Source organism: Polaribacter sp., assembly GCF_024639685.1.
GTDB lineage: Bacteria > Bacteroidota > Bacteroidia > Flavobacteriales > Flavobacteriaceae > Polaribacter.
Map to the genome: position 1 here is coordinate 13,418 of NZ_JAHEHX010000019.1, position 26,659 is coordinate 40,076.

General features: G+C 29.1%; 21 protein-coding genes. 14 read left to right on the forward strand and 7 right to left on the reverse strand.

Features of this window, described 5'->3' with window-relative positions; all coding sequences use genetic code 11:
• Positions 1 to 1,893 carry an ATP-dependent DNA helicase RecQ gene (locus tag Q0L44_RS05985; RefSeq protein WP_296636611.1) on the reverse strand — a complete coding sequence of 631 codons (1,893 nt, stop codon included), beginning with the start codon at positions 1,891 to 1,893 and terminating at the stop codon, positions 1 to 3.
• Positions 1,890 to 2,438, reverse strand: a complete 549-nt coding sequence (locus tag Q0L44_RS05990; RefSeq protein WP_296636613.1) for an ATP-binding protein — start codon at positions 2,436 to 2,438, stop codon at positions 1,890 to 1,892. The genes Q0L44_RS05985 and Q0L44_RS05990 overlap by 4 nt, the downstream gene beginning before the upstream one ends.
• Positions 2,439 to 2,579: 141 nt before the next feature.
• Here Q0L44_RS05990 and Q0L44_RS05995 point away from each other — a divergent pair, with 141 nt between their 5' ends.
• The 5 genes from Q0L44_RS05995 to Q0L44_RS06015 are packed head-to-tail and all read left to right on the forward strand — an operon-like array spanning position 2,580 to position 7,646.
• Positions 2,580 to 2,861 carry a DUF493 family protein gene (locus Q0L44_RS05995; protein ID WP_296636616.1) on the forward strand — a complete coding sequence of 94 codons (282 nt, stop codon included), beginning with the start codon at positions 2,580 to 2,582 and terminating at the stop codon, positions 2,859 to 2,861.
• Positions 2,862 to 2,865: 4 nt separating this feature from the next.
• The gene (locus Q0L44_RS06000) at positions 2,866 to 4,503 is read left to right on the forward strand and encodes a peptidylprolyl isomerase (protein WP_296636619.1); all 1,638 of its coding nucleotides are present in this window, start codon (positions 2,866 to 2,868) and stop codon (positions 4,501 to 4,503) included.
• On the forward strand, positions 4,500 to 5,348 hold the full coding sequence (locus Q0L44_RS06005) for a hypothetical protein (protein WP_296636621.1): 849 nt from the start codon (positions 4,500 to 4,502) through the stop codon (positions 5,346 to 5,348). The genes Q0L44_RS06000 and Q0L44_RS06005 overlap by 4 nt, the downstream gene beginning before the upstream one ends.
• 10 nt (positions 5,349 to 5,358) lie before the next feature.
• Positions 5,359 to 6,693, forward strand: a complete 1,335-nt coding sequence (locus tag Q0L44_RS06010) for a peptidylprolyl isomerase (protein WP_296636624.1) — start codon at positions 5,359 to 5,361, stop codon at positions 6,691 to 6,693.
• The gene (locus Q0L44_RS06015) at positions 6,693 to 7,646 is read left to right on the forward strand and encodes a MoxR family ATPase (RefSeq protein ID WP_296636625.1); all 954 of its coding nucleotides are present in this window, start codon (positions 6,693 to 6,695) and stop codon (positions 7,644 to 7,646) included. The genes Q0L44_RS06010 and Q0L44_RS06015 overlap by 1 nt, the downstream gene beginning before the upstream one ends.
• Before the next feature lie 2 nt (positions 7,647 to 7,648).
• Here Q0L44_RS06015 and Q0L44_RS06020 read toward each other — a convergent pair whose 3' ends face one another.
• Genes Q0L44_RS06020 through Q0L44_RS06030 form a run of 3 tightly spaced genes read right to left on the reverse strand, consistent with a single transcriptional unit; the run spans position 7,649 to position 9,727 of the window.
• Entirely contained in the window at positions 7,649 to 8,197 is a 549-nt protein-coding gene (locus tag Q0L44_RS06020) for an RsmD family RNA methyltransferase (RefSeq protein ID WP_296636628.1), read from the reverse strand.
• Positions 8,194 to 9,024, reverse strand: coding sequence for a DUF3822 family protein (locus Q0L44_RS06025; protein WP_296636630.1), 831 nt, complete (start codon positions 9,022 to 9,024; stop codon positions 8,194 to 8,196). Before Q0L44_RS06025 ends, Q0L44_RS06020 begins: the two co-directional genes overlap by 4 nt.
• Positions 8,996 to 9,727: a hypothetical protein gene (locus Q0L44_RS06030; RefSeq protein WP_296636632.1), complete on the reverse strand. Its 732-nt coding sequence runs from the start codon at positions 9,725 to 9,727 to the stop codon at positions 8,996 to 8,998. Before Q0L44_RS06030 ends, Q0L44_RS06025 begins: the two co-directional genes overlap by 29 nt.
• Positions 9,728 to 9,832: 105 nt before the next feature.
• On the opposite strand from Q0L44_RS06030, the gene Q0L44_RS06035 reads away from it, so the two are divergent.
• Positions 9,833 to 11,257 carry an AAA family ATPase gene (locus Q0L44_RS06035; RefSeq protein WP_296636634.1) on the forward strand — a complete coding sequence of 475 codons (1,425 nt, stop codon included), beginning with the start codon at positions 9,833 to 9,835 and terminating at the stop codon, positions 11,255 to 11,257.
• On the opposite strand, the gene Q0L44_RS06040 is transcribed toward Q0L44_RS06035, so the two are convergent.
• Positions 11,254 to 12,204, reverse strand: a complete 951-nt coding sequence (locus tag Q0L44_RS06040) for a lipid A deacylase LpxR family protein (RefSeq protein ID WP_296636635.1) — start codon at positions 12,202 to 12,204, stop codon at positions 11,254 to 11,256. The genes Q0L44_RS06035 and Q0L44_RS06040 overlap by 4 nt on opposite strands.
• A gap of 102 nt (positions 12,205 to 12,306) precedes the next feature.
• Between Q0L44_RS06040 and ppk2 (Q0L44_RS06045) the strand changes: the two genes are divergently transcribed.
• The 4 genes from ppk2 (Q0L44_RS06045) (at position 12,307) to Q0L44_RS06060 (ending at position 16,226) form a co-directional block, all read left to right on the forward strand.
• Complete coding sequence (ppk2, locus tag Q0L44_RS06045; RefSeq protein ID WP_296636638.1) at positions 12,307 to 13,158, forward strand: polyphosphate kinase 2; 852 nt, start codon at positions 12,307 to 12,309, stop codon at positions 13,156 to 13,158.
• Between the two features lie 3 nt (positions 13,159 to 13,161).
• Positions 13,162 to 13,947: a polyphosphate kinase 2 gene (gene ppk2 / locus Q0L44_RS06050; protein ID WP_296636640.1), complete on the forward strand. Its 786-nt coding sequence runs from the start codon at positions 13,162 to 13,164 to the stop codon at positions 13,945 to 13,947.
• A 584-nt stretch (positions 13,948 to 14,531) separates the two neighbouring features.
• A complete protein-coding gene (locus tag Q0L44_RS06055) occupies positions 14,532 to 15,077 on the forward strand; it encodes a DNA mismatch repair protein MutS (protein ID WP_296636642.1) in 546 nt (181 codons plus the stop codon).
• Between the two features lie 15 nt (positions 15,078 to 15,092).
• Positions 15,093 to 16,226: a cysteine desulfurase family protein gene (locus Q0L44_RS06060; protein WP_296636645.1), complete on the forward strand. Its 1,134-nt coding sequence runs from the start codon at positions 15,093 to 15,095 to the stop codon at positions 16,224 to 16,226.
• Positions 16,227 to 16,646: 420 nt separating this feature from the next.
• Here the strand turns inward: Q0L44_RS06060 and Q0L44_RS06065 are convergent, their stop codons facing one another.
• Entirely contained in the window at positions 16,647 to 16,835 is a 189-nt protein-coding gene (locus Q0L44_RS06065; RefSeq protein ID WP_296636647.1) for a hypothetical protein, read from the reverse strand.
• Between the two features lie 192 nt (positions 16,836 to 17,027).
• Here Q0L44_RS06065 and Q0L44_RS06070 point away from each other — a divergent pair, with 192 nt between their 5' ends.
• The 4 genes from Q0L44_RS06070 (at position 17,028) to Q0L44_RS06085 (ending at position 26,647) form a co-directional block, all read left to right on the forward strand.
• Positions 17,028 to 19,829, forward strand: a complete 2,802-nt coding sequence (locus Q0L44_RS06070; RefSeq protein ID WP_296636650.1) for a triple tyrosine motif-containing protein — start codon at positions 17,028 to 17,030, stop codon at positions 19,827 to 19,829.
• 220 nt (positions 19,830 to 20,049) lie between these two features.
• Entirely contained in the window at positions 20,050 to 23,094 is a 3,045-nt protein-coding gene (locus Q0L44_RS06075; protein ID WP_296636652.1) for a TonB-dependent receptor, read from the forward strand.
• Positions 23,095 to 23,105: 11 nt separating this feature from the next.
• Positions 23,106 to 24,584: a RagB/SusD family nutrient uptake outer membrane protein gene (locus Q0L44_RS06080; protein ID WP_296636654.1), complete on the forward strand. Its 1,479-nt coding sequence runs from the start codon at positions 23,106 to 23,108 to the stop codon at positions 24,582 to 24,584.
• A gap of 11 nt (positions 24,585 to 24,595) precedes the next feature.
• Complete coding sequence (locus Q0L44_RS06085) at positions 24,596 to 26,647, forward strand: PKD domain protein (RefSeq protein ID WP_296636656.1); 2,052 nt, start codon at positions 24,596 to 24,598, stop codon at positions 26,645 to 26,647.
• Positions 26,648 to 26,659: the final 12 nt, after the last annotated feature.

Below are 26,659 nucleotides of genomic sequence, written 5' to 3' on the forward strand. Positions count from 1 at the left end.
TTATTTTACTTGATATTTATTCTGGTAATTTATTATTATTTTATCATTAGAAATTAATTCTCGCAAATGTATTAAAACGTCTTTCTCTTTTGCTTTAAGTTTTTGATTAATTTCTTGTGAACTTAAGCTTTTAGTGTTTAGTAATAAATTCATAATGTCTGATGATATAGAATTTTCTTTTCCTTTTTTCTGAGAAATACAAACATCGCAAATGGTGCATTTCTGGGTTGTTTTTTCTTCAAAATATTCCAATATTTGTATTGATCTACATTTGGTATCATTAGAAATATAAGTTAAGAAATCCTCAGATTTTTTTATTTTTTGATTCAAAAAAGAAGTAATGTTTTTTGAAATCCTGTGTATTGTTTTATCATCTTCTCTTGGTACTAAAAATTGAATTTCTAGATCTGTTTCTACAGGTTTGTATTCTACTAAGTTATCGTCCTGTAATCGTAATAATTTTTCTTTTACCTGTGTAGATATTATGTTGTTTTTTTTTGCAATTAAGAATTCATCAACCTTAACTTCTTGTTCAAATAAACCAGCATAAGTTCTTAGTAGTGAGTTTATAAATTTTTCATTATAGATATTTCTTATCGCGTAAGAAATGACATTTTTACTACTGGTTTTAAATTTTAGAGTAGATTTTTGATGGTAGGTATTTGTAGTCTCAATGATTCCGTTATTGGATAATAATTTTAAAATTATTGTTACTTTTTGAATTGAGAAATTATATTTTTTAGAGAATTCTAAAAGGTTGAAGCTATAAAAATCTTCATTTTTTTCACCTAAAGAAATTCTAAAATACTGGTATAATTTTCGGTGTACTTCTTTAACTTCATTTAAGGTTGGTGTATTCTTTTTCTGTTGAAGTTTGTATTGAATTTTATCGTGTTCATTTTTTAATAAAACAGCAAAAGATTTCGTTTCGTTTCTTCCAGCTCTTCCAGATTCTTGTATGTAATTTTCTATCGACAAAGGTAAATCAAAATGAATAACAATACCAACGTTAGATTTGTCTATGCCCATACCAAAAGCATTGGTTGCTACTATTATTGGTGTAGCTTCAGAAACCCAATTTTTAAAGGCAAATTCTTTTTCATTTGTAGGTAAGCCTCCGTGATAAAAACTACTTTTAAATCCATTTTTATTTAAAAATCTTGCTATTTCAACAGTTTTTCTTCTAGAGTTTACATATACAATTGCAGGTTTTTTAGTTTTTGTGAAAATTTGCTTAATTCTTAGTAGTTTATCCTCAACATCAAATACTTGGTAGGCTAGTCGTTCTCTTAAGAATGACTTTTTGAATATTTTTGGTTTTACTAAATTTAAGTTTTTTTCGATATCACTTAAAACTGCTTGATTTGCAGTTGCCGTTAAAGCAATAATACTTACGTTTTGTATAACCTCTCTTAACTTAAATATTGTTCTGTAAGAAGGTCTAAAATCATGCCCCCATTCAGATATGCAGTGCGCCTCGTCTACTGCAATTAAGTTAATTTTTAATTCTTTAATTTTTTGCTGAATTAATTGCGATTGTAGTCTTTCTGGTGAGAGATATAAGAATTTGTAGTTTCCAAATTTAATCTTGTCAAAAAGCGTTATAATTTCGTTCCTAGTGCTTCCTGATTTAATTGTAGTAGCTTTAATTTTTCTTTGGGTAAGATTTTTTATTTGATCCTCCATTAATGCAATTAAAGGAGAAATCACAATACAAATTCCTTCTTTAATCAATCCTGGTATTTGAAAGCAGATTGATTTCCCTCCACCAGTTGGTAAAAGCGCAATTACATCATCTTGATTTAGAACGGCATCAATAATTTCTTTTTGAGGAGTTCTAAAACTATCATAGTTCCAATAGGCTTTTAGTATTTTTTCTGGTGTTTGTTTCATTCACTTGGAAGTGAATTAATAATAAAATCTACTCTTTCATTTACGGTACCAAAAGGAACATCAATTAAAGTGTACCCTAAATTTTGGTATGTTTTTGTAATAAAAAAATCAATTTGTTTGGCTTCATCAAAGGATTCATATCTTTCATTGTCTTTGGTGTATATTGCATTCCAGGGCTTAAAATGAAAAATTACATCATAAAAGTATTCTTTACACTTTTCTAAAAATAAAGAAGGGTGTTCTGTTTTATAATAGTCTAAATATGCTTTAACATCGGGTATACCTCTATCAAAAAAAACGTATTCAGAATTAGATTTTTGCGCATTAAAAAACTGATTTTCTCTTCCTTCAAGAAGTTTTTGACTAAACAATAAGGGATTGCTTAAAAATAATTGATCTATACCTTGTTTTTGAGCCTCTAGTGTAACTGCTCTAGATACTTCGTCTAAACAGAAAAATCCTCTTTTTTTAAGAGTTTCTAATACAGCTGTTTTACCAGTTCCAGGTCCGCCAATGAGAAGAATTTTTAATTTATTTTTTTTCAAAAAAAAGATATTAGAATTATTATTTTTGTATTATATATAACTAATTCAATTTACAAAAATAAATCATTCGCATTATAAATCTAATATTTAATGTAATTTTGTACTTATTATTATTGTAAATAATAGCTGTAAATAACAACCATGACTGATAAAAAAGCATTTTACGCAAAACTAAAAAATCAATTAGAAGATACCACGAACTTTCCATCAGATTATATGTATAAATTCATAGTCCCCACTAATGGAGGTCAGCAAGAAGAAGTGGAAAATGTTTTTGAAAATAAAGGAGCTGTAATTAAAACAAAAAAGTCAAAAACAGGAAAATACATTAGTATTTCTATCGTTTTAAAATTGAATAGTTCAGATGAGGTAATCAGTTACTATGAAAAAGTAGAAAAAGTAGAGGGAATAATTTCATTATAAGATTATGAAGAAATATTTAATTTTAAGTTTATTGTTTTTTTCAGTTGTTTTAGTAGCACAGAAAAAAGATGCAGTTTTAATAACTATTGGTGGAGAAGAAATTATGGTTTCTGAATTTAAAAGAGTCTATGAGAAAAATTTAGATGCTATAGATAATGAAGAAGCTAAAGATTTAGAAAAAAATTTAGATTTATTTATAAATTATAAATTAAAAGTAAATGAGGCTTATGCTCTTAAACTAGATACATTACCATCGTATATTAAAGAAATGAAAATGTATAGGAATCAGTTAGCAGCTCCTTATTTACAGGATTCTTTAGCTGTAAACCGTTTGATAAAAGATGCTTATTATAGAACTAAAAATGAAGTTAAAGCAAAGCATATTTTAATTAAAATCCCTAAAGCTTCAACTGCAGAAGATACTTTACGAACTTACACAAAGATTTTAGAAATTAGAAATCGAATTTTAAACGGTGAAGATTTCGAGAAATTAGCAGTAGAAACGTCAGAAGACCCGTCTGCTAGAACAGATCAAAAATCTGGAAGAGCTGGCAATAAAGGTAATTTAGGATATTTCTCTGCATTTAAAATGGTTTATCCTTTTGAAGATGCTGCTTATACTACTAAGATAGGTAAAATCTCTATGCCTTTTAGAACAAGGTTTGGATATCATATTCTTAAAGTTGATGACATAAGACCTTCAAAAGGTGAAGTAGAAGTTGCACACATTTTAATACAAGACTTATCTTTTAAAGGAGAAGAGTTAATTACTTCTATTTATAATCGATTAGAAAATGATGAGCAATTTAAGATGTTGGCTCGAAAATACTCTGATGATACTGGCTCTAAGTCTAAAGGAGGTAAATTAAGAAGGTTTGGAGCTGGAGTTATGGTAGAACCTTTTAATAAAGTAGCTTTTAGTTTAACTAAAGAAGGTTCTTATTCTAAGCCATTTAAAACTCGTTTTGGATGGCATATTATTCAATTAATTAAAAAACATCCAGTTGGCACTTTTAATGAATTAAAACAAGAGTTAGCAAATAAAATTAGATCTAATGAAAGGTTACAATTGTCAGAAAAAGCAGTAGTAGATAAATTAAAGAAAATGTACTCTGTTACTGAGTATGATAATGCAAAAGAAATTTTTAATAATGCTAATATTAGGACTATGGCTAAAGATAGTTTGAATCTTAAAATATTGAAAATCAATGAAAAAGAGCTGAAGCAAATAGATTTTATAAATTTTATTAAAAGAAAAAATAACACTTCTATTTTTGATCTTTTCAAGGATTTTAAAGAGCAGGAAATTTTAAAATATTACAAAGATAATTTAGAAAAAACTGAGCCCGAATTCGCTTCTATTATACAAGAGTATGAAGATGGCTTATTATTGTTTGAGTTGATGCAAAGAAAAATTTGGGACAAAGCCTCAAAAGATACGTTGGGATTACAAAGATTTCACAAAAAAAATGTTAAAAAGTACAATAATAGCTCTCTAGATATTGTAAAAGGGGAGGTGATAAACGATTTTCAAAATCATTTAGAGGATTCGTGGATTAAAGAGATGCGAAATAAAAGTGTTATTGAAATTAGAAAAAAAGCTCTAAAAAAACTAAAAAAATATTACAACAAAAATAAATGAGAAAATTTATAATTTTTTTTGTTGCTCTTTTATTCTTTTATTCTTGTGAATATTTAAATGTAAAAGAAAAAGAAACCACAACTTTAGATATCGTAGCTATTGTTGATGCTGAAAAATTGTTTATCGAAGATGTTTCTCGAATTTTACCCTTAAACTTAAGTAAAGAAGATAGTATTGTTTTGGTAAGAGGTTACATTAATGATTGGGCAATAAAACAACTTTTACTTAAAAATGCAGAGAGTAATGTTACTTTAGAAGAGGTTAAAAATATTGATGAATTAGTGCAAGATTATAAAGAAAGTCTTCTTATAAATAGTTATAAAGAAAGTTTAATTAAACAGCAGTTGGATACTGTTGTTGTAGAAGAAGAGATTGCTGATTTCTATGAAGCTAACAAAGAAAATTTTAAATTAAACGAAGAGTTATTAAAAATAAAATTTCTTTACTTAGCGGAGGCTACTATTAATAAAAATGAGCTTATAAAACTTTTTAAATCTGATAAAATTGAAGATTTAGAAGCCTTAGAAAAACAGAAATTAAGTTTTAAGACATATCATTTTAATGATTCTGTTTGGTCTTCATTAGATAACGTTATGTTAAAACTACCATTTTCTAAAGAATATCTGTTAAATAAAACTAAATTACTTCAAAAACAAGATTCATTAGGTTTATATTTGGCCAAGGTAAATAGTGTTTTATTTAGGAACGATATTGCACCTGTTGGGTACATAAAACCAACAATAAAACAAATGATTTTACACAGACGTAAAATCGAATTAATAAGAGATATAGAAAAAATTTTAGTACAAGATGCAACAAAAAACAACAACCTTAAAATTTATTAAATCAACTGTATTGATCGCTCTATTTGTGTGTTTAACAATAAATACTTCAGCGCAAATAAAGATAGACGGTGTAGCAGTTGTTATTGGTAAAAATATTGTTTTAGATTCAGATATTGAAAAATTCAAACAAGAAGTTGAAGTAAGGTCAGAGGGGAAGATTCAAATTTCTGATTGCGAAATGTTAGAAGAATTAATGCAACAAAAATTATTAGCACATCATGCAGTAATTGATAGTGTTACTGTTTCTGATGAAGAGATCTCTACTAGAGTAGAACGAAGTGTTGCTTATTTTACAGATCAATTTGGTTCTGTAGATAAAGTTATAAAAGCCTACGGGTTTAATGATTTAGACGACTTAAAGAAAGAATTATACTCTGTGCAATCAGAGAACGTATTAATAGAAAAAGAGCAGTTAAAAATAACTGAAAAGATAGATGTAACTCCAGAAGAGGTTCGTTTATATTATGTAGGATTAAAGGAAGCTGGAGAGTTGCCAGAGTTTTCGGCTGAAATTGAGTTAGCACAACTTGTTATAAAAGCTAAACCTTCGAAAGCTGAAAAAGAAAGAATTTTAGCGAAATTAAATGAAATAAAAAAAGAAATTGAAGAGGGATCAAGTATAAAAATGAAAGCGATTATTAATTCGGATGATCCTGGTGTTACCTCTAATGGTGGAAAATATGAGGTTACAAAAGATTCTCCTTTTATCAAAGAGTTTAAAGAAATGGCTTTTTCTTTAGATGTAGGGCAAATATCTAAACCTTTTGAATCTGATTTTGGTTATCACATAATGCAATTACAAGAAATTAGAGGAAATATGAGGGTTGCGACACATATTTTAATGCAACCAAACGTTCCAGAATCTCTTTTAATGGAAACAAAAAACACCGCAGAAAAAGTTGCAAATGATATTAAATTAGGAAATATCACATTTACTGAGGCAGTACAAAAATACTCTGATGATGAAGATACAAAAAATGACGATGGCTTGTTAATGAATCCTTATACAGGAGAAAGTACATGGGATTTAACAAGAATGGATCCTTCACTATACGCAAGAGTAGCAGAGTTACAAAAAGGAGAGCTTACTGATGTTTATTTTGATGAAAATAGAAGTGGTGAAAAAATGTATAAATTCATTGTTATGAGAGATAGAACCAATACACATACTGCAGATCTTGTAAATGATTATGTGAAGGTTCAGGAGTTGGCTTTAACAAAAAAGAAAGAGGAAGCTGTAACCAAATGGGCAAAAGAAAAAATTAAAGATACTTATATAAAAATGTCTAAAGATCATAGAAAATGTAAGTTTGATAAAAATTGGAAAAAAGAAACAAGTAGGTAATGTCTGATGTTAGCGCAGTAAACGATTTAGTTCTAAAATATAAAGCATTAAAGTCTGAGATTAGTAAAGTTATAATAGGCCAAGAAGATGCTGTAAATTTTACATTATTATCTATTTTTTGTGGAGGACATTCCTTGTTAATTGGTGTTCCTGGTTTAGCAAAAACACTTTTAGTAAATACAGTCTCAAGTGTTTTAGGATTAGATTTTAAAAGAATTCAGTTTACTCCAGATTTAATGCCTTCTGATATTTTAGGAAGTGAAATTTTAGATGAAAAAAGACAATTTAAATTTATTAAAGGGCCAATTTTTTCTAATATTATTTTAGCAGACGAAATTAATAGAACACCACCAAAAACACAAGCTGCGTTACTAGAGGCTATGCAAGAACGTTCCGTTACTATTGCAAATAACCATTACAAGTTAGACTTACCTTTTTTTGTATTAGCAACTCAAAACCCAATTGAGCAAGAAGGAACTTATCCTTTACCAGAAGCTCAATTAGATAGATTTATGTTTTCTATCCATTTAGAATATCCGTCCTTTCAAGAGGAGGTTCATGTGGTTAAAGCTACAACAAGTAATATGCATGACTCTGTTAATGCAATTCTGTCAAGTGATCAAATTATTGCTATTCAGAATTTGGTTCGTAAAATTCCTGTAACCAATAATGTTATTGAATACGCTGTTGGTTTGGTTGGTAAAACAAGACCAAAGTCTGAAACAGCAACAGAATTAGTAAAAAATTATTTAGATTGGGGTGCAGGCCCAAGAGCTTCTCAAAACTTAATTTTAGCAGCCAAAGCACATGCAGCAATTAATGGTAAATATTCGCCAGATATCGAAGATGTAAAAGCAGTTGCTGTGCCAATTTTATCTCACAGAATTGTAAAGAATTATAAAGCTGAAGCAGAAGGTGTTACAATACAAACTATTATTGAATCCTTACTTTAAACCTATTCAGTAGATAGATTTTCGAAAAAGCTAAATACATTTCCTCCATATCTTTTATCATAAGTGTGATTCTTATGATCTGAAATATCTGTATGTTTAGAGTGCTCTACAATTAATACGCCTTCCTCTTTTAAAATATTGTTTTTAAATACCAATTCTATTATTTCTATGAATTTTTCAGTAGTGAAATCATAAGGTGGATCTGCGAAAATAATATCTGCTTGTAGCGTTGTCTTCTCTAAAAACTTATAGACATCACTTTTGTAGTTGTTTATATCTAAACTTAATTCTTTTGAAGTATTATAAATATACCTAATACAATTATGGTTTGCATCTACAGCATAAATATTTTTAGTACCTCTAGAAGCAAATTCGTAACTAATATTACCAGTTCCAGAAAATAAATCAATTACATCTATACTATCAAAGTAATAGGTGTTGTTAAGTACATTAAACAAGCCTTCTTTAGCCATGTCTGTAGTAGGACGAACAGGTAAGTTTTTAGGTGCTTTTAAACGCCTTCCTTTTAATTTTCCAGATATTATTCTCATTCTCCTAGTAAGATGTAATTTTTTTGATATGGTTCATTAAAATTAGAGTCTATTGGTTCTTTGATTTTTACAAAGTTTATATTTCTAACGTATTTATAGGTAATCATATAAATATCATCATATTTAGAGATTAATCCACTAAATGTAAGTAGAAATTTTTCTGTATCTAGATCTAATTGTTCTGCAACAAAAAGAATGTAATAAATGAAATCTTCTTTCGTATCGAATGCAAATGAATTTATAAGCAACAATTCAGAATTATTTGTTACAATAATATCCAGATGAGTTTTTGCTACGTTAACATACATTGCTTTATTGTTAATTTTCTTTTGTAAGATTTTTTCCAATAAAACAGAATGATGGTGTTTGTATTCAAATTCACCAAAGCTCTGAAATAAATAATTGTTGATATTTACATAAGGAACATAAACGTTTTTTGCAGGTATTTTTTGAAGAGTATCAAAAGCTATAAAATCTGTTTTTAGTGTTTTTATTGAAATGTCTAAATAATCTACTAACAAATTTTTATCAAAATACGCTTCGGGAACTAGTGCTGAAAGATGATTTTCGTGTATTACCCTTATTTTTTTAAAATCTTTTTGCAGTTCTTTTTCTTCTTCAAAAATGATTTTAATTTTTTCAAGTAATTTTTCAGGACTTTTTAGTGTTTTTGTAAAACTACGAGTAAAATAATACTGTATTTCATTTGTATCATTCTTTGTTATACAAAAAGAAAATCCATCCAAACTAAATTGGATGGATAATGTAATATTATTTGATATGTCTAATGAAGAATTATTAATCTTTCTTTGCAACTTTTCTGTCATATGATGGTGGCCAATTACCTCCAGTAGTTACTTCTTCTAATGAACCTACAGAAACATATTCACCTTTTATTTGGTCTGTTTCTATAGCTTCTAATTCTTGCTTTACTAGAGATTCGTTCATACCTTCTAAAATACCCCTCTTTGGCGTTCTTGCTCTGAATGTTGGTTGCATTAAGCCTGGTACTTTTTCAACTTCACCTATTTCTAACTCAAATTCTGTATTTGCTACCCCAGGAACTTTAAACATCGATTTATAATCTTTGTTTTTAAAGTATTTAATCACAGGTTCATATCCTATAGTATCAGTTACTCTTTTTTCTTCATCTACAATTACACCACCACCTTTATTTACTTTTTCTACTACTGTTTTTGTTTCTGTTAACACAAGTTGTGCTGTATCTATAAATTGTATTAAACCATCTTTGTCATTGGTGTATTTTCCATTCACCTCATAATATTTAACTTCGGCATCTCTAATAATTTTCAAGCTATTTACTACACCAATGTACTTTACAACTTTTTCTTCGTTAAATTGAATTGGCTCCATAATTCCACCATAAATTTTCCACCCTAGGAAACCTGCTAAAACTAAAAGTAAAATAGAAGGTAACCATCTTAATTTTAAGGGTAAAAATTTAACGATTACATAAGCTACTAGAACCGCTACTATCACAGCTCCTAAAATCATTAGTATTAAATTCATTATAAATTAGTTTTTTTAATAGTATAGTCGCAAATCTACAATTTTTTTTCAATGATAAAAATTTTTCTTTATAAAGAAATGTATCTTTGATATTTTAAGATTTCCATGATAAAACAACCACTAGATTTTTATAAAGAATTACAAAATAAATTTCCTCACAACCCAACAATTAAGCAACGTAAGCTTTTAAACCTGTTAAGTGATTTTATTTTTAATGGAGATAAGAATGTTCTTTTTTTATTAAAAGGATATGCTGGAACTGGAAAGACGACAACGATAAGTACTTTTGTTAATACATTATGGTCTGCTAATAAAAAATCAGTGTTATTAGCTCCTACAGGAAGAGCGGCTAAAGTAATTTCGGTCTATTCAAAAAAGCCAGCATATACAATTCACAAAAAAATATATTTTCCCAAAAAACAAGCTAATGGAGGAGTGGATTTTGTGTTACAACAAAATAAGCATAGGAATACAATTTTTATAGTAGATGAATCTTCTATGATTCCTGATTCGAGACAAAATCAAAAACTTTTTGAAAATGGTTCTTTGTTAAATGACTTAATCTCTTTTGTAGATCGTGGACATGAGTGTAAACTCATTTTTATTGGAGATACAGCACAGTTACCTCCTGTTAAACTAACATTAAGCCCGGCTTTAGATTCAGATACTTTACGTACAGATTATCACAAAGAGGTAGTAGAAATAGAATTGGATGAGGTTATGCGTCAGCACGAAAATTCTGGTATTTTAGCGAATGCAACTGAATTACGATTTTTAATTCAGAATGATGGTAAAGATTTTAAATTCGATTTAGGTTTTCCAGATATCATAAGATTAGAAGATGGTTATGATATAGAAGATGCTCTGGTTTTAGCTTATGAAAATGAAGGGGTAGAGGATACAGCCTTTATTGTTAGATCTAATAAAAGAGCAAATCAATACAACCAGCAAATTCGTTTAAATATTAGAGGCCAAGAAAATGAAATTTCTGCAGGAGATTTTATTATGGTTGTTAAAAATAATTATTTTTGGTTAAAAGAATCTTCTGATGCTGGTTTTATTGCAAACGGAGATATTTGCCAAGTTTTAAAAATCTTTGCTATTAAAGATTTGTATGGTTTTAAATTTGCAGAAGTAGAAGCAAGAATGATTGATTACCCTCATATGGCTCCATTTGAAACGGTTTTATTATTGGATACTATTACAAGTGAAAGTTCATCTTTAACTTATGAAGAGTCTAATAAGTTATATCAAGTAGTTCGTGAAGATTATGCTGAAGAAAAATCGAAATTCAAACAGTTTTTAGCCATTAAAAAGAATCAATATTTTAATGCATTGCAAGTAAAATTCTCATATGCAATGACTTGTCATAAATCTCAGGGAGGACAGTGGAATACGGTTTTTATAGAGCAGCCTTATTTGCCAAAAGGGGTTTCTAAAGAGTATTTTAGATGGTTATATACTGCAGTAACAAGAACGCGAGAAAAATTATATTTAATTGGTTTTAAAGATGAATTTTTTAAGGACTAATTCCAAGAATAATTAAATGTTATTTTTCCAAATTTATTTCCATTAACATATCTTAATTTTTTAGACTTACTAGTATTGTAATTAAAAGAATACCCCCAATTATTTTTTTTTAAAGTTAACTTCATTTCTATTTCTAGATTAAAGGTTAGAGGTATAATTTCACTTGTGATTTTACTTTTATTATTAAAAAAACCACCTTGGATAGTAGCATTATATAGCGAATAGCTTAGAAGAGGTCTTATATAAATAAAGGATTCAGGTTCATTGTAGTAATTTGTGTGACTTGCATTTAACTGAGTTTTGTAGGCTACGGAATTCATTATATTTTGAAGTGGAAGCAGCCCTAATCTAATATTTACACCAGAATTAACGGCAGTATAAGTTGTTCCTAATTGCACGTTATTTCCCCAATTTAAGTCAAAAAAATGAGTTTTATTCATAAATAATTGTTTAATAAACGACGCATTTAAAGAGAGGCTTAATGTGTTTTGAATTTGATATTCCCAACCTTCTGATTGTTTAAAGTTAAAGGTTCTATGGATAAATTCTTGTATTTCTTGTCCATGTGCAGCTGGTCCAATTACACCGATCTCTAGTAAAAATTCACTAATTTTATGATCTTTAAATACGTTTTTAACTGAAAACCCACCAAATAAATGACCAGCAAAAGGTCTATCGTGTTCTTTTTTTAAAGGAGCTATAGGTTTGTATGGACTGAACATTTCGTGGCTTAATTGCCATCCTATAATTTTTTTAACTAATTTAATATCTGTTGATTTACTTAAGTAGCTGTAATTTAAAAAGATACCGTTAGTGTAATATCGATCTTTTTTAAAGGAAACATACAAATCATTATCTGAGATAATACTTAGTTCTTTAGAAAATATTTGTTGAGATGGGGTTGTAAAAGATAAAATTAAGAAAACAATAAATATTGACTTTTTCATGCTAAACAAATATAATTTTTACAACTTAAAAATGATAAATATTTAACAGTATTATTAAAAAAAGGTTTTATTTTTAGGGTTCTTAAATTTAATAAGAGATTTATGAGTAGATTGACTGAAGAGGATTTTAACAGCATTTCTAGTACTAAAGATTTATTGGCTACTTTAGAAGATAAGAATATTTCTTTTGATAAAGTAAAAGAAATACTTTCTTATAACGAAGAATTACGAATGCTTCAAATAGAATTAGTAAAACTACAAAACCATATTACACTTCATAACAAGAGAGTTGTAGTTATTTTTGAAGGAAGAGATGCAGCTGGTAAAGGAGGTAACATTCGAAGGTTTATGGAGCATCTTAATCCGAGATCCTCTCGATTAGTAGCTTTAAATAAGCCCACTGAAATAGAAAAAGGGCAATGGTATTTTCAAAGATATATTAAAGAACTTCCTAATCCAGGAGAGATTGTTTTCTTTGATAGAAGTTGGTATAATAGAGCTGTAGTAGAACCTGTAATGGGTTTTTGTTCCAAAACACAGTATAAGCAATTTCTCGTTCAGGTTCCAGAGTTCGAGCACATGATGTATGAAGATGGAGTAATTATTATAAAATTTTGGTTATCTATAACAAAAGAAGAGCAAGGGAAACGTTTTGAGGGTAGAAAAGAGACTCCATTAAAACGATGGAAATTTAGCCCTGTAGATAAACAAGGACAAATTCTTTGGGATAAGTATACATATTATAAAGAAGAGATGTTTTCTAAGACCCATACTTCTTATAGTCCTTGGGTAATTATAAAAACTAATGATAAAAAGTTAGCTAGACTCGAGGCTATAAGACATGTACTCTCTCAGTTCGATTATGAAGGAAAGTTAGAATCTGCTACTCTATTAAACCCAGATCCAAATATAGTAATGAGGTACTACAGATCTAGTATCCATAAAATAGATTAAAGTATGGAAAATACATTATCAGAGTCAGACATTAAAAAATTAAATTCAAACAAAGGTTTATTAGCACTTTTATCAAAGCAACCATTAAATGTAGAAAAAGCACTAAGGTATGTGAATTACCAGAAAAGACTTAAAAAATTACAGGTAGAGCTTATTAGAATGCAAACTTGGGCAATTCAAAATAACGAACGTATTATTGTAGTATTTCAAGGAAGAGATGCAGCAGGTAAAGGTGGGGCAATTCGAAGAATTACAGAAAGAATAAATCCACGTTTTATGAGAATTGTAGCTTTGCCAAAACCTACTAAAGACGAACAAAGTCAGTGGTACTTTCAGCGTTATGTAGAGCAATTACCAAAAGCAGGTGAAATGGTTTTCTTTGATAGAAGCTGGTATAACAGAGCAGTAGTAGAGCCTGTAAATAATTTTTGTACTCAAGAAGAGTATAAAACATTTATGAATCAGGTGAACGACTTTGAACGTATGATTTTAGAATCTGGTATACACTTGGTTAAAATTTATATGTCAATTTCTAAAAAAGAACAAGCTAAACGTTTTGCAGAGATAAAAAGCGATCCATTAAAGCAGTGGAAAATGACAAAGTTAGATGAGAAAGCTCAAGATCTCTGGGATCAATATACAGAGTATAAGAACGCAATGTTCGAGAAAACAAATACGTTATCTTCTCCATGGAAAATTATAAGAGCAAACAGAAAAACAGAAGCCAGAATAAATGTAATTAATCATGTTTTAAAAAGTATCCCCTATGATAAAAATTTAGAAATTTAGAGGCTATTATTAATTTTAAAAAAAAAACATTAATTTAGATTTTTCATATAGATTTTAACCTTAAAAGAAATTCTAGGTGGTTAATTAACAATCGCTGTTACTTTTAAGAGAGACTATTTTTTATTGTTGAAAATAAAAAATACATTTCACATTCAATTTGTTGATTGATTGCCTCATATTTTTCTTCTTGGTTTACTGATCCATCTATGGTTTTTAAATCAAAATAAGGTATGTAGTAATTACAAATGTGGTACTTTATTTAAAGTGTATTGCATAAAAAAACACCTATATTTCTATAAGTGCCTTTTAAATACTATTTAATCTTCTAATAGTTAGAATGGTATTAATTCTTAACTACTTTATAACTAACTTCTTTATTCTCTAATTTATCGAATGCTTTGACAATATAAATAGCAGAAGATAGATTTGACATATCAATTTTATTTCCTTTAAGCGACATTACTTTATTTCCTACCTTATTAAGAAATCTTTTGCAGAAATATTAGAAGTCTTCAATATCATTGGTTATTTTTACTGCAAAATACTACTAAATATATTATTTTTAATTTAAGGTACAGTTAAGAATGCGTTTAGAAATTGGAAACAAAGTTGCTGTTTTAGATGACGTTTTAAAAGGTATTGTAATTGCAATTGATGCAGATGCTATTACCATTGAAACAGAGGATGGTATGCCTTTTAAGTTTTCTAAAAGAGAGTTAGTTAAAATAGAAGAAGATCAGCATGAGTTGTCTAAATTTTCTGATATTAATAATCCATTATTAAATCAAAAAATTAGCGATAACAAACCCAAGAAAAGTTTATTCACCAAAACTAAAAACGAGGTTATTTTAGAAGTTGATTTACACATTAATCAACTTGTAAAATCTACTAGAGGTTTAGATAATTTTGATATGTTGAATCTTCAACTCTCAACAGCAAAAAGAAAAGTTGAGTATGCAATCTCAAAGCGAATTTCTAAGCTTGTTTTTATTCATGGAGTAGGAGAAGGGGTGTTAAAAGGAGAGTTAATTAGTCTTTTAAATAGATACCCTGTCAAATATTTCGATGCATCTTATAAAAAATATGGGCTTGGTGCTACAGAAGTTTATGTTTATCAGAACACGAATTAATTGTATTTTTACATTATGAATTCCATTTATTTAGATAATGCAGCTACTACAAAAATAGATGATACTGTTTTAGAAACAATGTATAAAAGTATGCAAGAAGTTTCTGGGAACCCTTCTTCTATTCATCAGCAAGGAAGAAAGGCAAAATCTGTGGTAGAAACTGCAAGAAAAAATATTGCAAAACACTTTAATGTAACTGCTAGTGAAATTGTTTTTACTGCTGGAGGTACAGAAGCAGACAATTTAATTTTAAAAAATGCAGTACTTAATTTAGGGGTACAAACTATTATTACTTCTAAAATAGAACATCATGCTGTATTGCACACATGCGAGTATTTAAAGCAATCAAAAAATATTACCTTACGATTTGTAAATGTTAACGAGAACGGAGTTATAGATTTGAATCATTTAGAGTCATTATTGCTTGAAACAAAAGGTAAAGTTTTGGTAAGCTTAATGCATATCAATAATGAAATTGGTACAATTTTACCGTTAAAAAAGGTAAGTGCTCTTTGTACTTCTTATAACGCTTATTTTCATTCAGATACTGTACAAACTATAGGTCATTATAATTTAGACTTATTGAAAGTAGAGGTAGATTTTATAGTAGCAAGTGCACACAAGTTTCATGGACCAAAAGGAGTAGGTTTTGCTTATTTTAAAAAAGGTACTGGTATTTTACCCATGTTTCATGGAGGAGATCAAGAAAGAGGAGCTAGATCTAGTACAGAAAACGTACATGCAATTATAGGTATGGATAAAGCGTTAGAAAATGCATATACTAATTTAAGATTAGATAGAATACATATAGAAAATGTAAAAGAATATTTTATAAGAGGATTGTTGGAAATTAATTCTTCTATAGCGTTTAATGGAGATTCTGATATTTTTGAAAATAGTTCGTATACTATTTTAAATGTTAGATTTCCAGTTCAGAACGATATGTTGCTTTTTACATTAGATATGGCAGGTATTGCAGTTTCTGGAGGTTCTGCATGCCAGAGTGGAAGTAGTGTAGGTTCTCATGTTTTAACAGCATTACTGCTAGAGGAACAGATAAAAACTACTTCAGTCCGGTTTTCCCTTTCTAAATATACTACCACAAAAGAAATTGATTACACTTTAGAAAAATTAAAAGAGCTACTATAAAGTAGCTCTTTTAATTATAATTAAATATTATTCTTAATTGTAATGGATTAATTTTTTCAAGAACAAGAAATGAAGATAAAGTGCTAATCGGTTTAAACCTTACAGAAAAGAATTATAGCATTGATGTGTCAGAAATGTATGAAAATGGAGATGAAATAAGAGATACGAATTCTAATAAACTTTTTTAAGTAAATAATGGGACTTTAAATGTAATCACAGAAAATAATATTTTTCTTTTAGATAGGATATAAAACGAAATACATTAACTAAAAAAGCGACTCTCTATATTTTTATAGAGAGTCGCTTTTTTTATGTGTTAAAATATTTTAATTTTTTCCTACTCTATTAAATTCTCTAATCATAAAATACGCCCACAAAATAACGCAAATCCCTACAAAAAGTGAAAAATATAGCACTATATTATCTGCGCTCATTCTTTATAATTTTTATGTAAATTAAAACACCTAATAAAGTTGGTGCCCAAAGGCCCACAAATATTCCATGTAATTTATCACCAGTTAAAAAAAGATATTCTGCAACTATAATTATTAGCAAACACAGTAATAGCATCAATAAGTTTGCTTTGCCTAAATTGTTAATCAAATTCATTCAATATTTTTTACAGCTGTAAATTTAAACAATTAAATGAAATTTTATGATAATTTAAAGATTAATAAAATAGATACTAAGATTTTAAATAGTCATTAAAGTAAAATTTTACTGCTTTTTTTCCTATACATCTCTTTTTTTAGCCTATACATTATTAATATTTTAGTAAATTCGTAACCAAACAAAATTATTATGATCAAAAGTTTAAAAATTTTACTCTTTACCTTGTTTTTTAATTTTTCTAATAGCTATGCTCAAGAAATCCCGCCAATAAATAAATACACTCCTGAAAACTATGGAGCTGAGAATCAAAATTGGGCTATTTCACAAAATTCAAAAAAATACATTTACGTTGCAAACAATAAAGGCTTAATAGAATTTAATGGTGCTTCTTGGCAATTGTATGCTACTCCAAATGAAACAATTATGCGTTCTGTGAAATGTATTGAAGATTTGGTGTATACTGGTTTCTATATGGATTTTGGTTTTTGGAAGAAAGATGATTATGGTCAATTAAAATATACATCTATTGTAAAGGAAAATAACATTACCATGTTAGAAGATGAGCAAATCTGGGAGATTTGTGAGTTAGATGGTTGGGTAATATTTAAATCACTTGAAAGAATTTATCTATACAATATAGAAAGTAAAGATTTCAAAATCATAAACGCTTCAGATAATATTTTAAAAATTTCAAGAGTAGAAAATAGAATTTATTTTCAAGAATTAGGAAAAGGAGTCTTTGTTATTGAAAACGGTCAACCAAAATTAGTTTCAGACCACGATATACTTAAAGAAAGTAGGTTGGTAGAGATTTTAAGTAAGAATGGTAAGCTTTTTTTTGTTACTCAAAAAGAAGGTTTTTATTTTTTGAAAAATAATCTTCTACAAAGATGGATTCCAAGTTCGGCCAAACTATTATCAACAAAAACAATTTATAGTGCTAAAGAACTAAAGAATGGTAATTTAATTTTGGGTACAATTTCAAGTGGAATTTTAAATATCAATCAAACAGGAGATTTAGTTTATCATATTACACAAGATGTTGGGTTAAGTAATAATACAGTACTTTCCATTTTTGAAGACTTAGAAAATAATATTTGGTTAGGTTTAGATAATGGAATCAATACAATCAATTTAGAATCTCCATTTAAACAATTTTTGAAAAATGACAATTTTTGGGGTACTATTTATGCTTCTATTATTTATAAGGAGTATTTGTATATAGGAACAAATCAAGGATTGTATTACAAAAAAAAGAACTCCAAAGACTCTTTTTCAATTGTTGAGAATACTCAAGGCCAGGTATGGAGTTTACAAGTGTTTAATGATACCTTGTTTTGTAATCATGATTCCGGAACGTTTACAATTTCTGATAATAGAGCGTCAATGATAGAAGGCACTTTTGGTTCTTGGCAATTAAAACAACTAAATAAAACCACACTGATATTAGGTAACTACGAAGGTTTATATGTAGTTAAATCAAAAAATGGTGTTTGGCGCCTAAAAAATAAAATTGAAGGGTTTGCAAATTCAAGTAGGTACTTTGAGATTATTAATAATGACAAAATCTTTGTGAATCATGAATATAAAGGTATTTTTAAATTAGATGTCGATAGTGATCTAGAAAATATCACTAAAATAGTTAAAGACAAATCTATAGAAAAAGGAATTCATTCTAGTTTAATAAAGTATAATAATGACGTTTTATATTCCTCTAAAAGAGGTGTTTATAAATATGACCAAAAGCAAGATCTATTTTTAAGAGATTCAATTTACAGTCAATTAATTCCAAAAGAAAAGTTCTTATCTGCAAAATTGATAAATGAAAAGGATAATAGTAAATTATGGTGTTTTACAAAAGATGATATTAGATATTTAACACCTGGAAAATTTAGTAATCAGCCAGATCTAAAAGTTATTTCAGTTGAAGGGTCTCTTTTTAAAGGTGCTTCTGGTTATGAAAATTTACTAAACCTTGAAGATGATATTTACTTGATAGGAACAACAAAAGGGTATTTATTAATTGATCTAAGCCTAGTTAAAAAACCTTCTGACTTTTATATTAATATAGACAAGGTTTTAAATAGTGAAATTGATGCTTCACAGCAATATGTAGATATAAACAATAGTAATATTTCTAATAATAATCAAAATAGTTTTCATTTTTACTATAGTGTTCCTAATTTTAGTAAAAGTTCCTCAGTAAAATATCAGTATAAATTAGAAGGATTAAATACAAAATGGAGTTCTTTATCTCTAAGCAATAATTTTTTATTTAAGAATTTAGCTGCGGGTGATTATACTTTTATGGTTAGAGGTGTTATTGATACAAAGTTTAGTGAGAATATAGCCAGTTATTCTTTTGAGATTTTAAAGCCTTGGTATTTTTCAAATTTTTTAATTTTTATTTACATTGTTCTTTTTTTAATTTTACTATATATTTTACATCTGTTCTCTAAAAGATATTATAAAAAGCAAAGAGAGGAGCTTATAAAAAAATCAAGAATAGAGTTAGAGTTAAAAGAGCTTGAGTCTTCCCAAAAAATTATTAAATTAAATAACGATAAGTTAAGAAGTAATATAGAAAGCAAAAATAGAGAGTTGGCTACTTCTACAATGAGTATTATTAAAAAGAATGAATTTTTGAACACTATAAAACAAGAATTAACTTCAAATGGAAGTGTGGGTATTTCTAAGGTTATTAAATTTATAGATAAAAATTTAAACAATACAGATGATTGGAAAATGTTTCAAGAGGCTTTTAACAATGCTGATAAAAAATTCCTTAAAAAGATAAAAGCAAAACACCCAGAGTTAACTCCAAATGATTTAAGACTCTGTGCTTATCTTAGATTAAACCTATCATCTAAAGAGATTGCACCACTTTTAAATATATCTCCAAGAAGTGTAGAGGTAAAGCGTTATAGATTACGTAAAAAAATTAATTTACCTCATGATGCTAACTTAACAAACTATATTTTAGAAATATAATACCTATATATTAGTTAATTTGGTTACAACATTACCACAACATTTTAAAATTTAATTATTTTCACAGTGTTAAAATTTTATCTTTTAAAATATATTTTCTTAACTATAGTAAAGGTTTTGTGTGATGTATGTTTTTTGTTGAGGTTTATTTTACGACAAAAATAAATAATTAACCCTAATTTTACAAAAAACATAATTAAAAATAACTAAATTTTATTTTATGAGTAAAAAAATAATATTATTACTCCTTCTTTTATCACCGTTTTTGATACAATCTCAAACAATGGATGTATCAGGTGTTGTTAAAGACGCTTTAAATGGCGATGTTTTGCCAGGAGTAAGTATAAGTATCAAAGGGACCTCTACAGGTACCCAAACAGATTTTGATGGGGTGTATCGTCTTTCTAACGTAAAAAGCGGTTCAGTTTTAGTTTATAATTACTTAGGTTATAAATTAAAGGAAATTGTCGTTAATCAAAAAACAATAAATGTTTTGTTAACGCAGGCCACAGAATCTTTAGATGAAATTGTAGTTATTGGGTATGGTACTCAAAGTAAAAAGGAAGTAACAGGTGCAGTTTCTGTTGTTTCAAGTGCAACAATAGAAGATTTAAATCCAACTAGAATTGAGCAAGCGCTACAAGGTCAAGTTGCTGGTGTTAATATTACACAATCATCTGGATCACCTGGAGCAGCTTCGAATATTAGAATCCGTGGAGTTTCTACAAATGGAGATAGTAGACCTTTAATCTTATTAGATGGAAGGGTTATTGAAGATTTAAGTGTTGTAAATCCATCAGATATAGAGTCAATTAACATATTAAAAGATGCCTCAGCAGGTATTTATGGTGTTCGTGCTGCAAACGGAGTCATTTTGGTTACTACAAAATCTGGTAGAAAAAATACAGGCTTTCAATCTATTTTAAATGTTTCTACAGGTTTTCAAAATACAACTAGAGAAATACCACTTTTAAATGCTACTGAATATGCGTTATTAGCTAATGAAGCATTTGCGGCAAACGGAGATGCGTTACCATTTCCTAACGCTAGTGGTTTAGGACAAGGTACAAATTGGCAAAGCTCAGTTTTTGGGACAGCACCAATTTACAGTATAGATTATACTTTAAATAAAGGTACTGAGAAGTCAACATATTCTTTAGGTTTATCAGTTACTAGTCAAGACGGTATCGTAGGTGGTAACAAAGCAAACTTTAATAGAAGAAATATTCGTTTTAATTTTGATACTGAAATTTCTAAAAATTTAAAATTTAATTCTTCTACTATATATACAAACACAAATAAGAAGAATTTAATAGAAAACGCATTAGGTTCTATTTTATTTAATGCATTAAATATGCCATCTACAACATCTGTTTATGATGATGAAGGAAATTTCTCTTTGCCTCCTGCAATAGGAACAGGTATTGAGGTTGCAAACCCTTTAGCGCAAATAGATAATTCACACAATAGAAGTTGGGTAAATAAGATATCTGGTAGTTATGGTTTAAAGTATGATTTTCTTAATTATTTTTCTGCAGAAACTAGATTTCAAGCAAATTATGCTGTCTCTACATCAAATACTTATGGAAAGGTAGCTAATTTTGGAAATAACAACGTATTTAATGTAGACCTAGGAACATTTACAGATTTTAGTCAAAACTTTTTTGATTATACTTTTGATGCATTTATCAATTATGAAAGAGTGTATAATAATGTTCATAGCGTAAAAGCAATGTTAGGAACTTCTGTTTTTAAAACGATAGGAAGATTTCAAACCATTTTATCTAGCAATGCTTCTGGAGAAGATTTAAATGGTGTGCAGATAGGTACTCCAGTTTTAAATGGTGATGGTTTAGAGATTTTTAGAAATAATAATAATGGAGATAATTTAGTATTTGATAGTAGATTACTTTCATACTTTACAAGATTGCAGTATGCTTATGATAGCAAATATTTATTCTCTGCTGTATTAAGACGAGATGGTTCTACAAATTTTGGACCTAAAAACAAATTTGGATTTTTCCCAACTGCATCTGTGGGTTGGGTAGCTTCAGAAGAAGACTTCTTACAAGATTCAAATATTGTTAGTTTTTTAAAGTTTAGAGCAAGTTATGGTATCATTGGGAATGATAGAATTCCTGGTTTTAGATTTGTATCAGTATTAAATGGAGAAGCAGAATATGTATTTGATAATAAATTGGCACAAGGAATTGCATTAGGTCCTGTTGCAAACCCAGAAATTAAATGGGAAGAGCAAAAGCCTTTAGATATAGGTGTAGATTTAGAACTATTTGATAAAGTCAACATTACTATGGATTACTTTAAGAAAACAACAGAAGACCTATTAGTTTCTGCTCAAACATCAGGTATTATTGGTGTTGCTGCTCCAGGTTCTTCAGTACCTGTAGTTAATGCTGGTACTGTTGTAAACTCAGGTTTTGAATTTGCAATTGGTTATAGAGAATCAATTTCAGAAGATTTTGACTTTAATGTAAATTATAATTTTACGACTTTAGACAACAACGTAACTTTTGTAGGTAATTCTACAGGAATTATAGAAGGAGGTTCATTTGGGGTAGGTCAAGATCCACCATCAAGAATGGAGGCAGGTTTTCCGATTGGTTATTTCTATGGATATCAAACAGATGGTTTATTTCAAACTCAAGCTGATGTTGATTTACACGCGGCTCAAACTAATGCAGCACCTGGAGATTTAAGATTTGTTGATACCAATGGAGATGGAACTGTAGATGCAGATGATAGAACTTACATTGGTGATCCAATTGCAGATGTAACAATGGGTTTAAACTTATCATTTAATTACAAAAATTTTGATTTTAATGCCTACGCTTTTGCTTCTATTGGTAATGAAATTGTAAGGAATTACGAAAGAACACTACCGTTAACAAACAGAGCTACTTATTTCTTAGACAGATGGACAGGTCCAGGTACAAGTAATACTGTACCAAGAGTAACAACAGGTGCTACAGGTAATAATTTATTTTCAGATTTCTTTGTAGAAGATGGTTCGTTTTTAAGATTACAGAGTGTACAGTTAGGATATAGTGTTGGAGAAGCAACTTTAGAAAAATTACAGTTTAATAAACTAAGATTTTACGTGTCTGCAAGTAACTTATTTACTCTTTCTAAATACAAAGGTTATGACCCAACAACATCGAATGGCGCTCCAATTGGTGGTGGTATAGATCAGGGTTTTTACCCAAGTCCAAAAACATTTTTATTCGGAATGAATGTTAACTTTTAATTAGATATAAGATGAAAAAAATACACATAAAAAAATATTTAGTCGCAATTTTATTTCTAGTAGTAACAATATCCTGTAGTGATGATTTTGTAGATGTACAACCTACAGGAGATAATTCAGAAGACTTCTTTAATTCAGAAGAAGATTATCAAAATGCATTAATTGGTGCATATGATATGTTGCAATCTAGTTACTTAAATGTAATGTTAGGAGAAATTGCTTCAGACAATACCTTAGCAGGAGGAGAGAGTGCTACAGATGTTTTAGGTATACAAGAAATAGATGATATGATTCATACTCCACAAAACGTGCAACTAAGAGATATATGGAGTTGGATGTTTGCAGGAGTAAACAGAGCAAATTACATTTTAGAATTTAAAGATAAAACAGATTTTGCCGGTAAAGAAGAAGTAATTGCAGAAGCTACTTTTTTAAGAGCTTATTATTACTTTGAGTTGGTAAAATGGTTTGGAGATGTTCCATTATCTGTAGATAAAAGAATCGAATTTGGTGAGCAATTTACAATAGATAGAACACCAAAAGCTGAAATTTATTTGCAGTTAGAAGCAGATTTAACTTTTGCGGCTAATAATTTACCATATGTTCAAGGAACTGCAGGTAGAGTTACAAAAGGAGCTGCGCAAGCTTTACTAGGAAAGATTTACTTATATCAACAAAAATATGACGAAGCAGCTGCTATTTTAGATGATTTAATTTTAAATGGTCCTCATGATTTAGTTGCAGATTATAATTCAATTTTCGAAGAATTAGGTGAAAACAACATAGAGTCTGTTTTTGAGGTTCAATATTTTGAAAATCAAGGAGCAAGTTTCGCTTGTTTTCAATGTTCTGAAGGTAATATTGCTGTAGGTTTTAGCGGAATTAGAAATTATAGTGGGCCAGAATTTACGTCAGGTTTCAGCTTTAATGTTCCAGTTCAAGAAGCTTATGATGCATTTGAGGCAGGAGATCTTAGAAGAGATGTTGCAATTTTAGATATCAATGCTTGGGCAGCGTCTACAGGAGCAACTTTCGGTGAAGGTTACGAACATACAGGGTACTTTAATAGAAAATATATACCTAGAACTAGAGGTGCTAATGCACAAGGGGATAGAAACTTAACAAACCCAAATAATTATAGAGCAATTCGTTTTGCAGATGTATTGTTAATGGCAGCAGAAGCTTTTAATAGAAGTTCAACTCCAAACGATACTAAAGCGCAAACTTACTTAAATAGAGTAAGAGAAAGAGCTTTTGGAAACAGTACTAGAAATATTGTAGCAACAGGAGACAATTTGTATAACAATATTTTAGAGGAAAGAAGAACTGAATTAGTAGGTGAAGGTCATAGATTTTTTGATTTGGTAAGAACAGGTAAAGCTGCCCAATCAATAAATGGATTTGTAGCTGGTAAAAATGAAGTTTTTCCAATACCAGCAATTGAAATTCAATTAGCAGGAAATCGTTGGTCACAAAATCCTAATTATTAAAAAACACAATAATGAAAAAAATAAAATATATATATAAATACTTCTTTTTACTATTGGTAGTTGTTGCTTGTGAAGAAGATTTAAGAGAGACGTCTTTTACAGATAATATGGCACCTCCTTCAGAGGTTACTGCAAGTTATGCTATAACACAAGATAATTCTGGTTCTGTTACGATTACACCAACAGCCCAAGGAGCTATAAGTTTTGAAATTTCTTTTGGAGATAATTCAGACACAGCAACGTTAAATCAAGGTGAAAGTGTAGAGCATATTTATGCAGAAGGTACTTATCAAGTTATTGTTGCAGCTTCAAATTTAGCCGGTGATGTTGTAGAAACTGTTCAACAATTAGTTGTATCATTTCAAGCACCACAGAATTTAGTAGTGGTTTTAGAGAATGATGTAGCGATCTCAAAACAAGTTAATATTACAACAACTGCAGATTTTGCAGCGATGTTTGAATTCAATTCTGGTGAAACAGGAGTTTCTCAACCAGTAGTTTCTGGGAACATTGGAGAAACAATTTCTTACGTATATGCGAATCCAGGAACATACTCTGTAATAGTAACAGCAAAAGGTGGTGCAATTGCAACTACAGATTTTGCTGTAGATTTTGAAGTGACAGAGATTTTGGCTCCTACAGAAGCAGCACCAGTTGCTCCTGCAAGAAATGATACAGATGTAGTTTCTATTTTTAGTGATATTTATACAGATGTAACTTTAAGCGAATTACCAACTACTTGGTCTACAGGGAATTTCGAAGCAACTTCAGTTGATTCAGATAATGTATGGAAACTTACTGCCTTAGACTTTTTAGGTATCGTTACAAATTATGATACAGGAATTGATCTTTCTGGAATGGAAATGATGCATATTGATTATTGGGTTCCAGAAGGAACTACAAATGAATTATTTGTAAAAATTGTAAATACTGTTGATGGTGGAGAAGATATCGAATCTTTAGGAACTACAGTTGGTGGTTCATGGCAAAGTATTGATATTGACATGACTGGTTTTGATGGAGGAAATCTTGCTAACAAAGAAAAAATAACACAAATCTTAATTGATTCTGATGGAATTGCTGGTAACGTATATGTAGATAATTTCTACTTTTACAAAGCACCATCAAGTATAGTTACTTCTACTGTTCAAGATTTTGAAGGAACTGCACCAACATTTACAGTATTTGGTAATATTGCTGCAACTGAAGTTATTGCAAATCCAGATACTTCTGGTATTAACACTTCAGAAAATGTAGCTAAACTTACAAAAACTGCTGGTTCAGAGGTTTGGGCAGGTACATTTTTTGAGACTAGTACACCTTTAGATTTTAACAACTACAGTAAAATAAGTGTAAAAACATGGTCTCCAAAAACAGGAGCCCAAGTAAAATTAAAATTAGAAAACGTAGATGCTTCTATTACTCACGAAGTAGATATGAACACAACCGTTTCTAATTCTTGGGAAGAAATACTATATGATTTTAGTGCTGCACCAGCTGCAGATTATGTAAGAGTTGTAGTTTTCTTCGATTTTGGAAATGCTGGAGATGATTCAGTGTATTATTATGATGAAATTAATTTAGTTGATGATTCAGGTGTTTCTGTAGGTTTAACCTTTCAAGATTTTGAGGGTACTGCACCAACATTTACAGTATTTGGTAACATTGCAGCCACAGAGGTTATAACAAACCCTGATCAATCTGGAATTAATACAACTGCAAACGTTGCTCAATTAACAAAAACTGCTGGTTCAGAAGTTTGGGCAGGGACTTTCTTTGAAGTAGGTTCAGCTTTAGATTTCAATAACTATAGTAAGATTAGTGTAAAAACTTGGTCTCCAAAATCAGGAGCTGTTGTAAAATTAAAATTAGAAAATGAAGATGCCTCTGTTACTCATGAAGTAGATTTAAGTACTTCTGTTGCAAATTCTTGGGAAGAATTAATATATGACTTTAGTGCTGCTCCAGCAGGAGATTATATAAGAGTCGTAGTTTTCTTCGATTTTGGAAATTCAGGAGATGATTCTGTTTACTATTATGATGAATTACAATTAAAGAATTAATTAAATAATTTA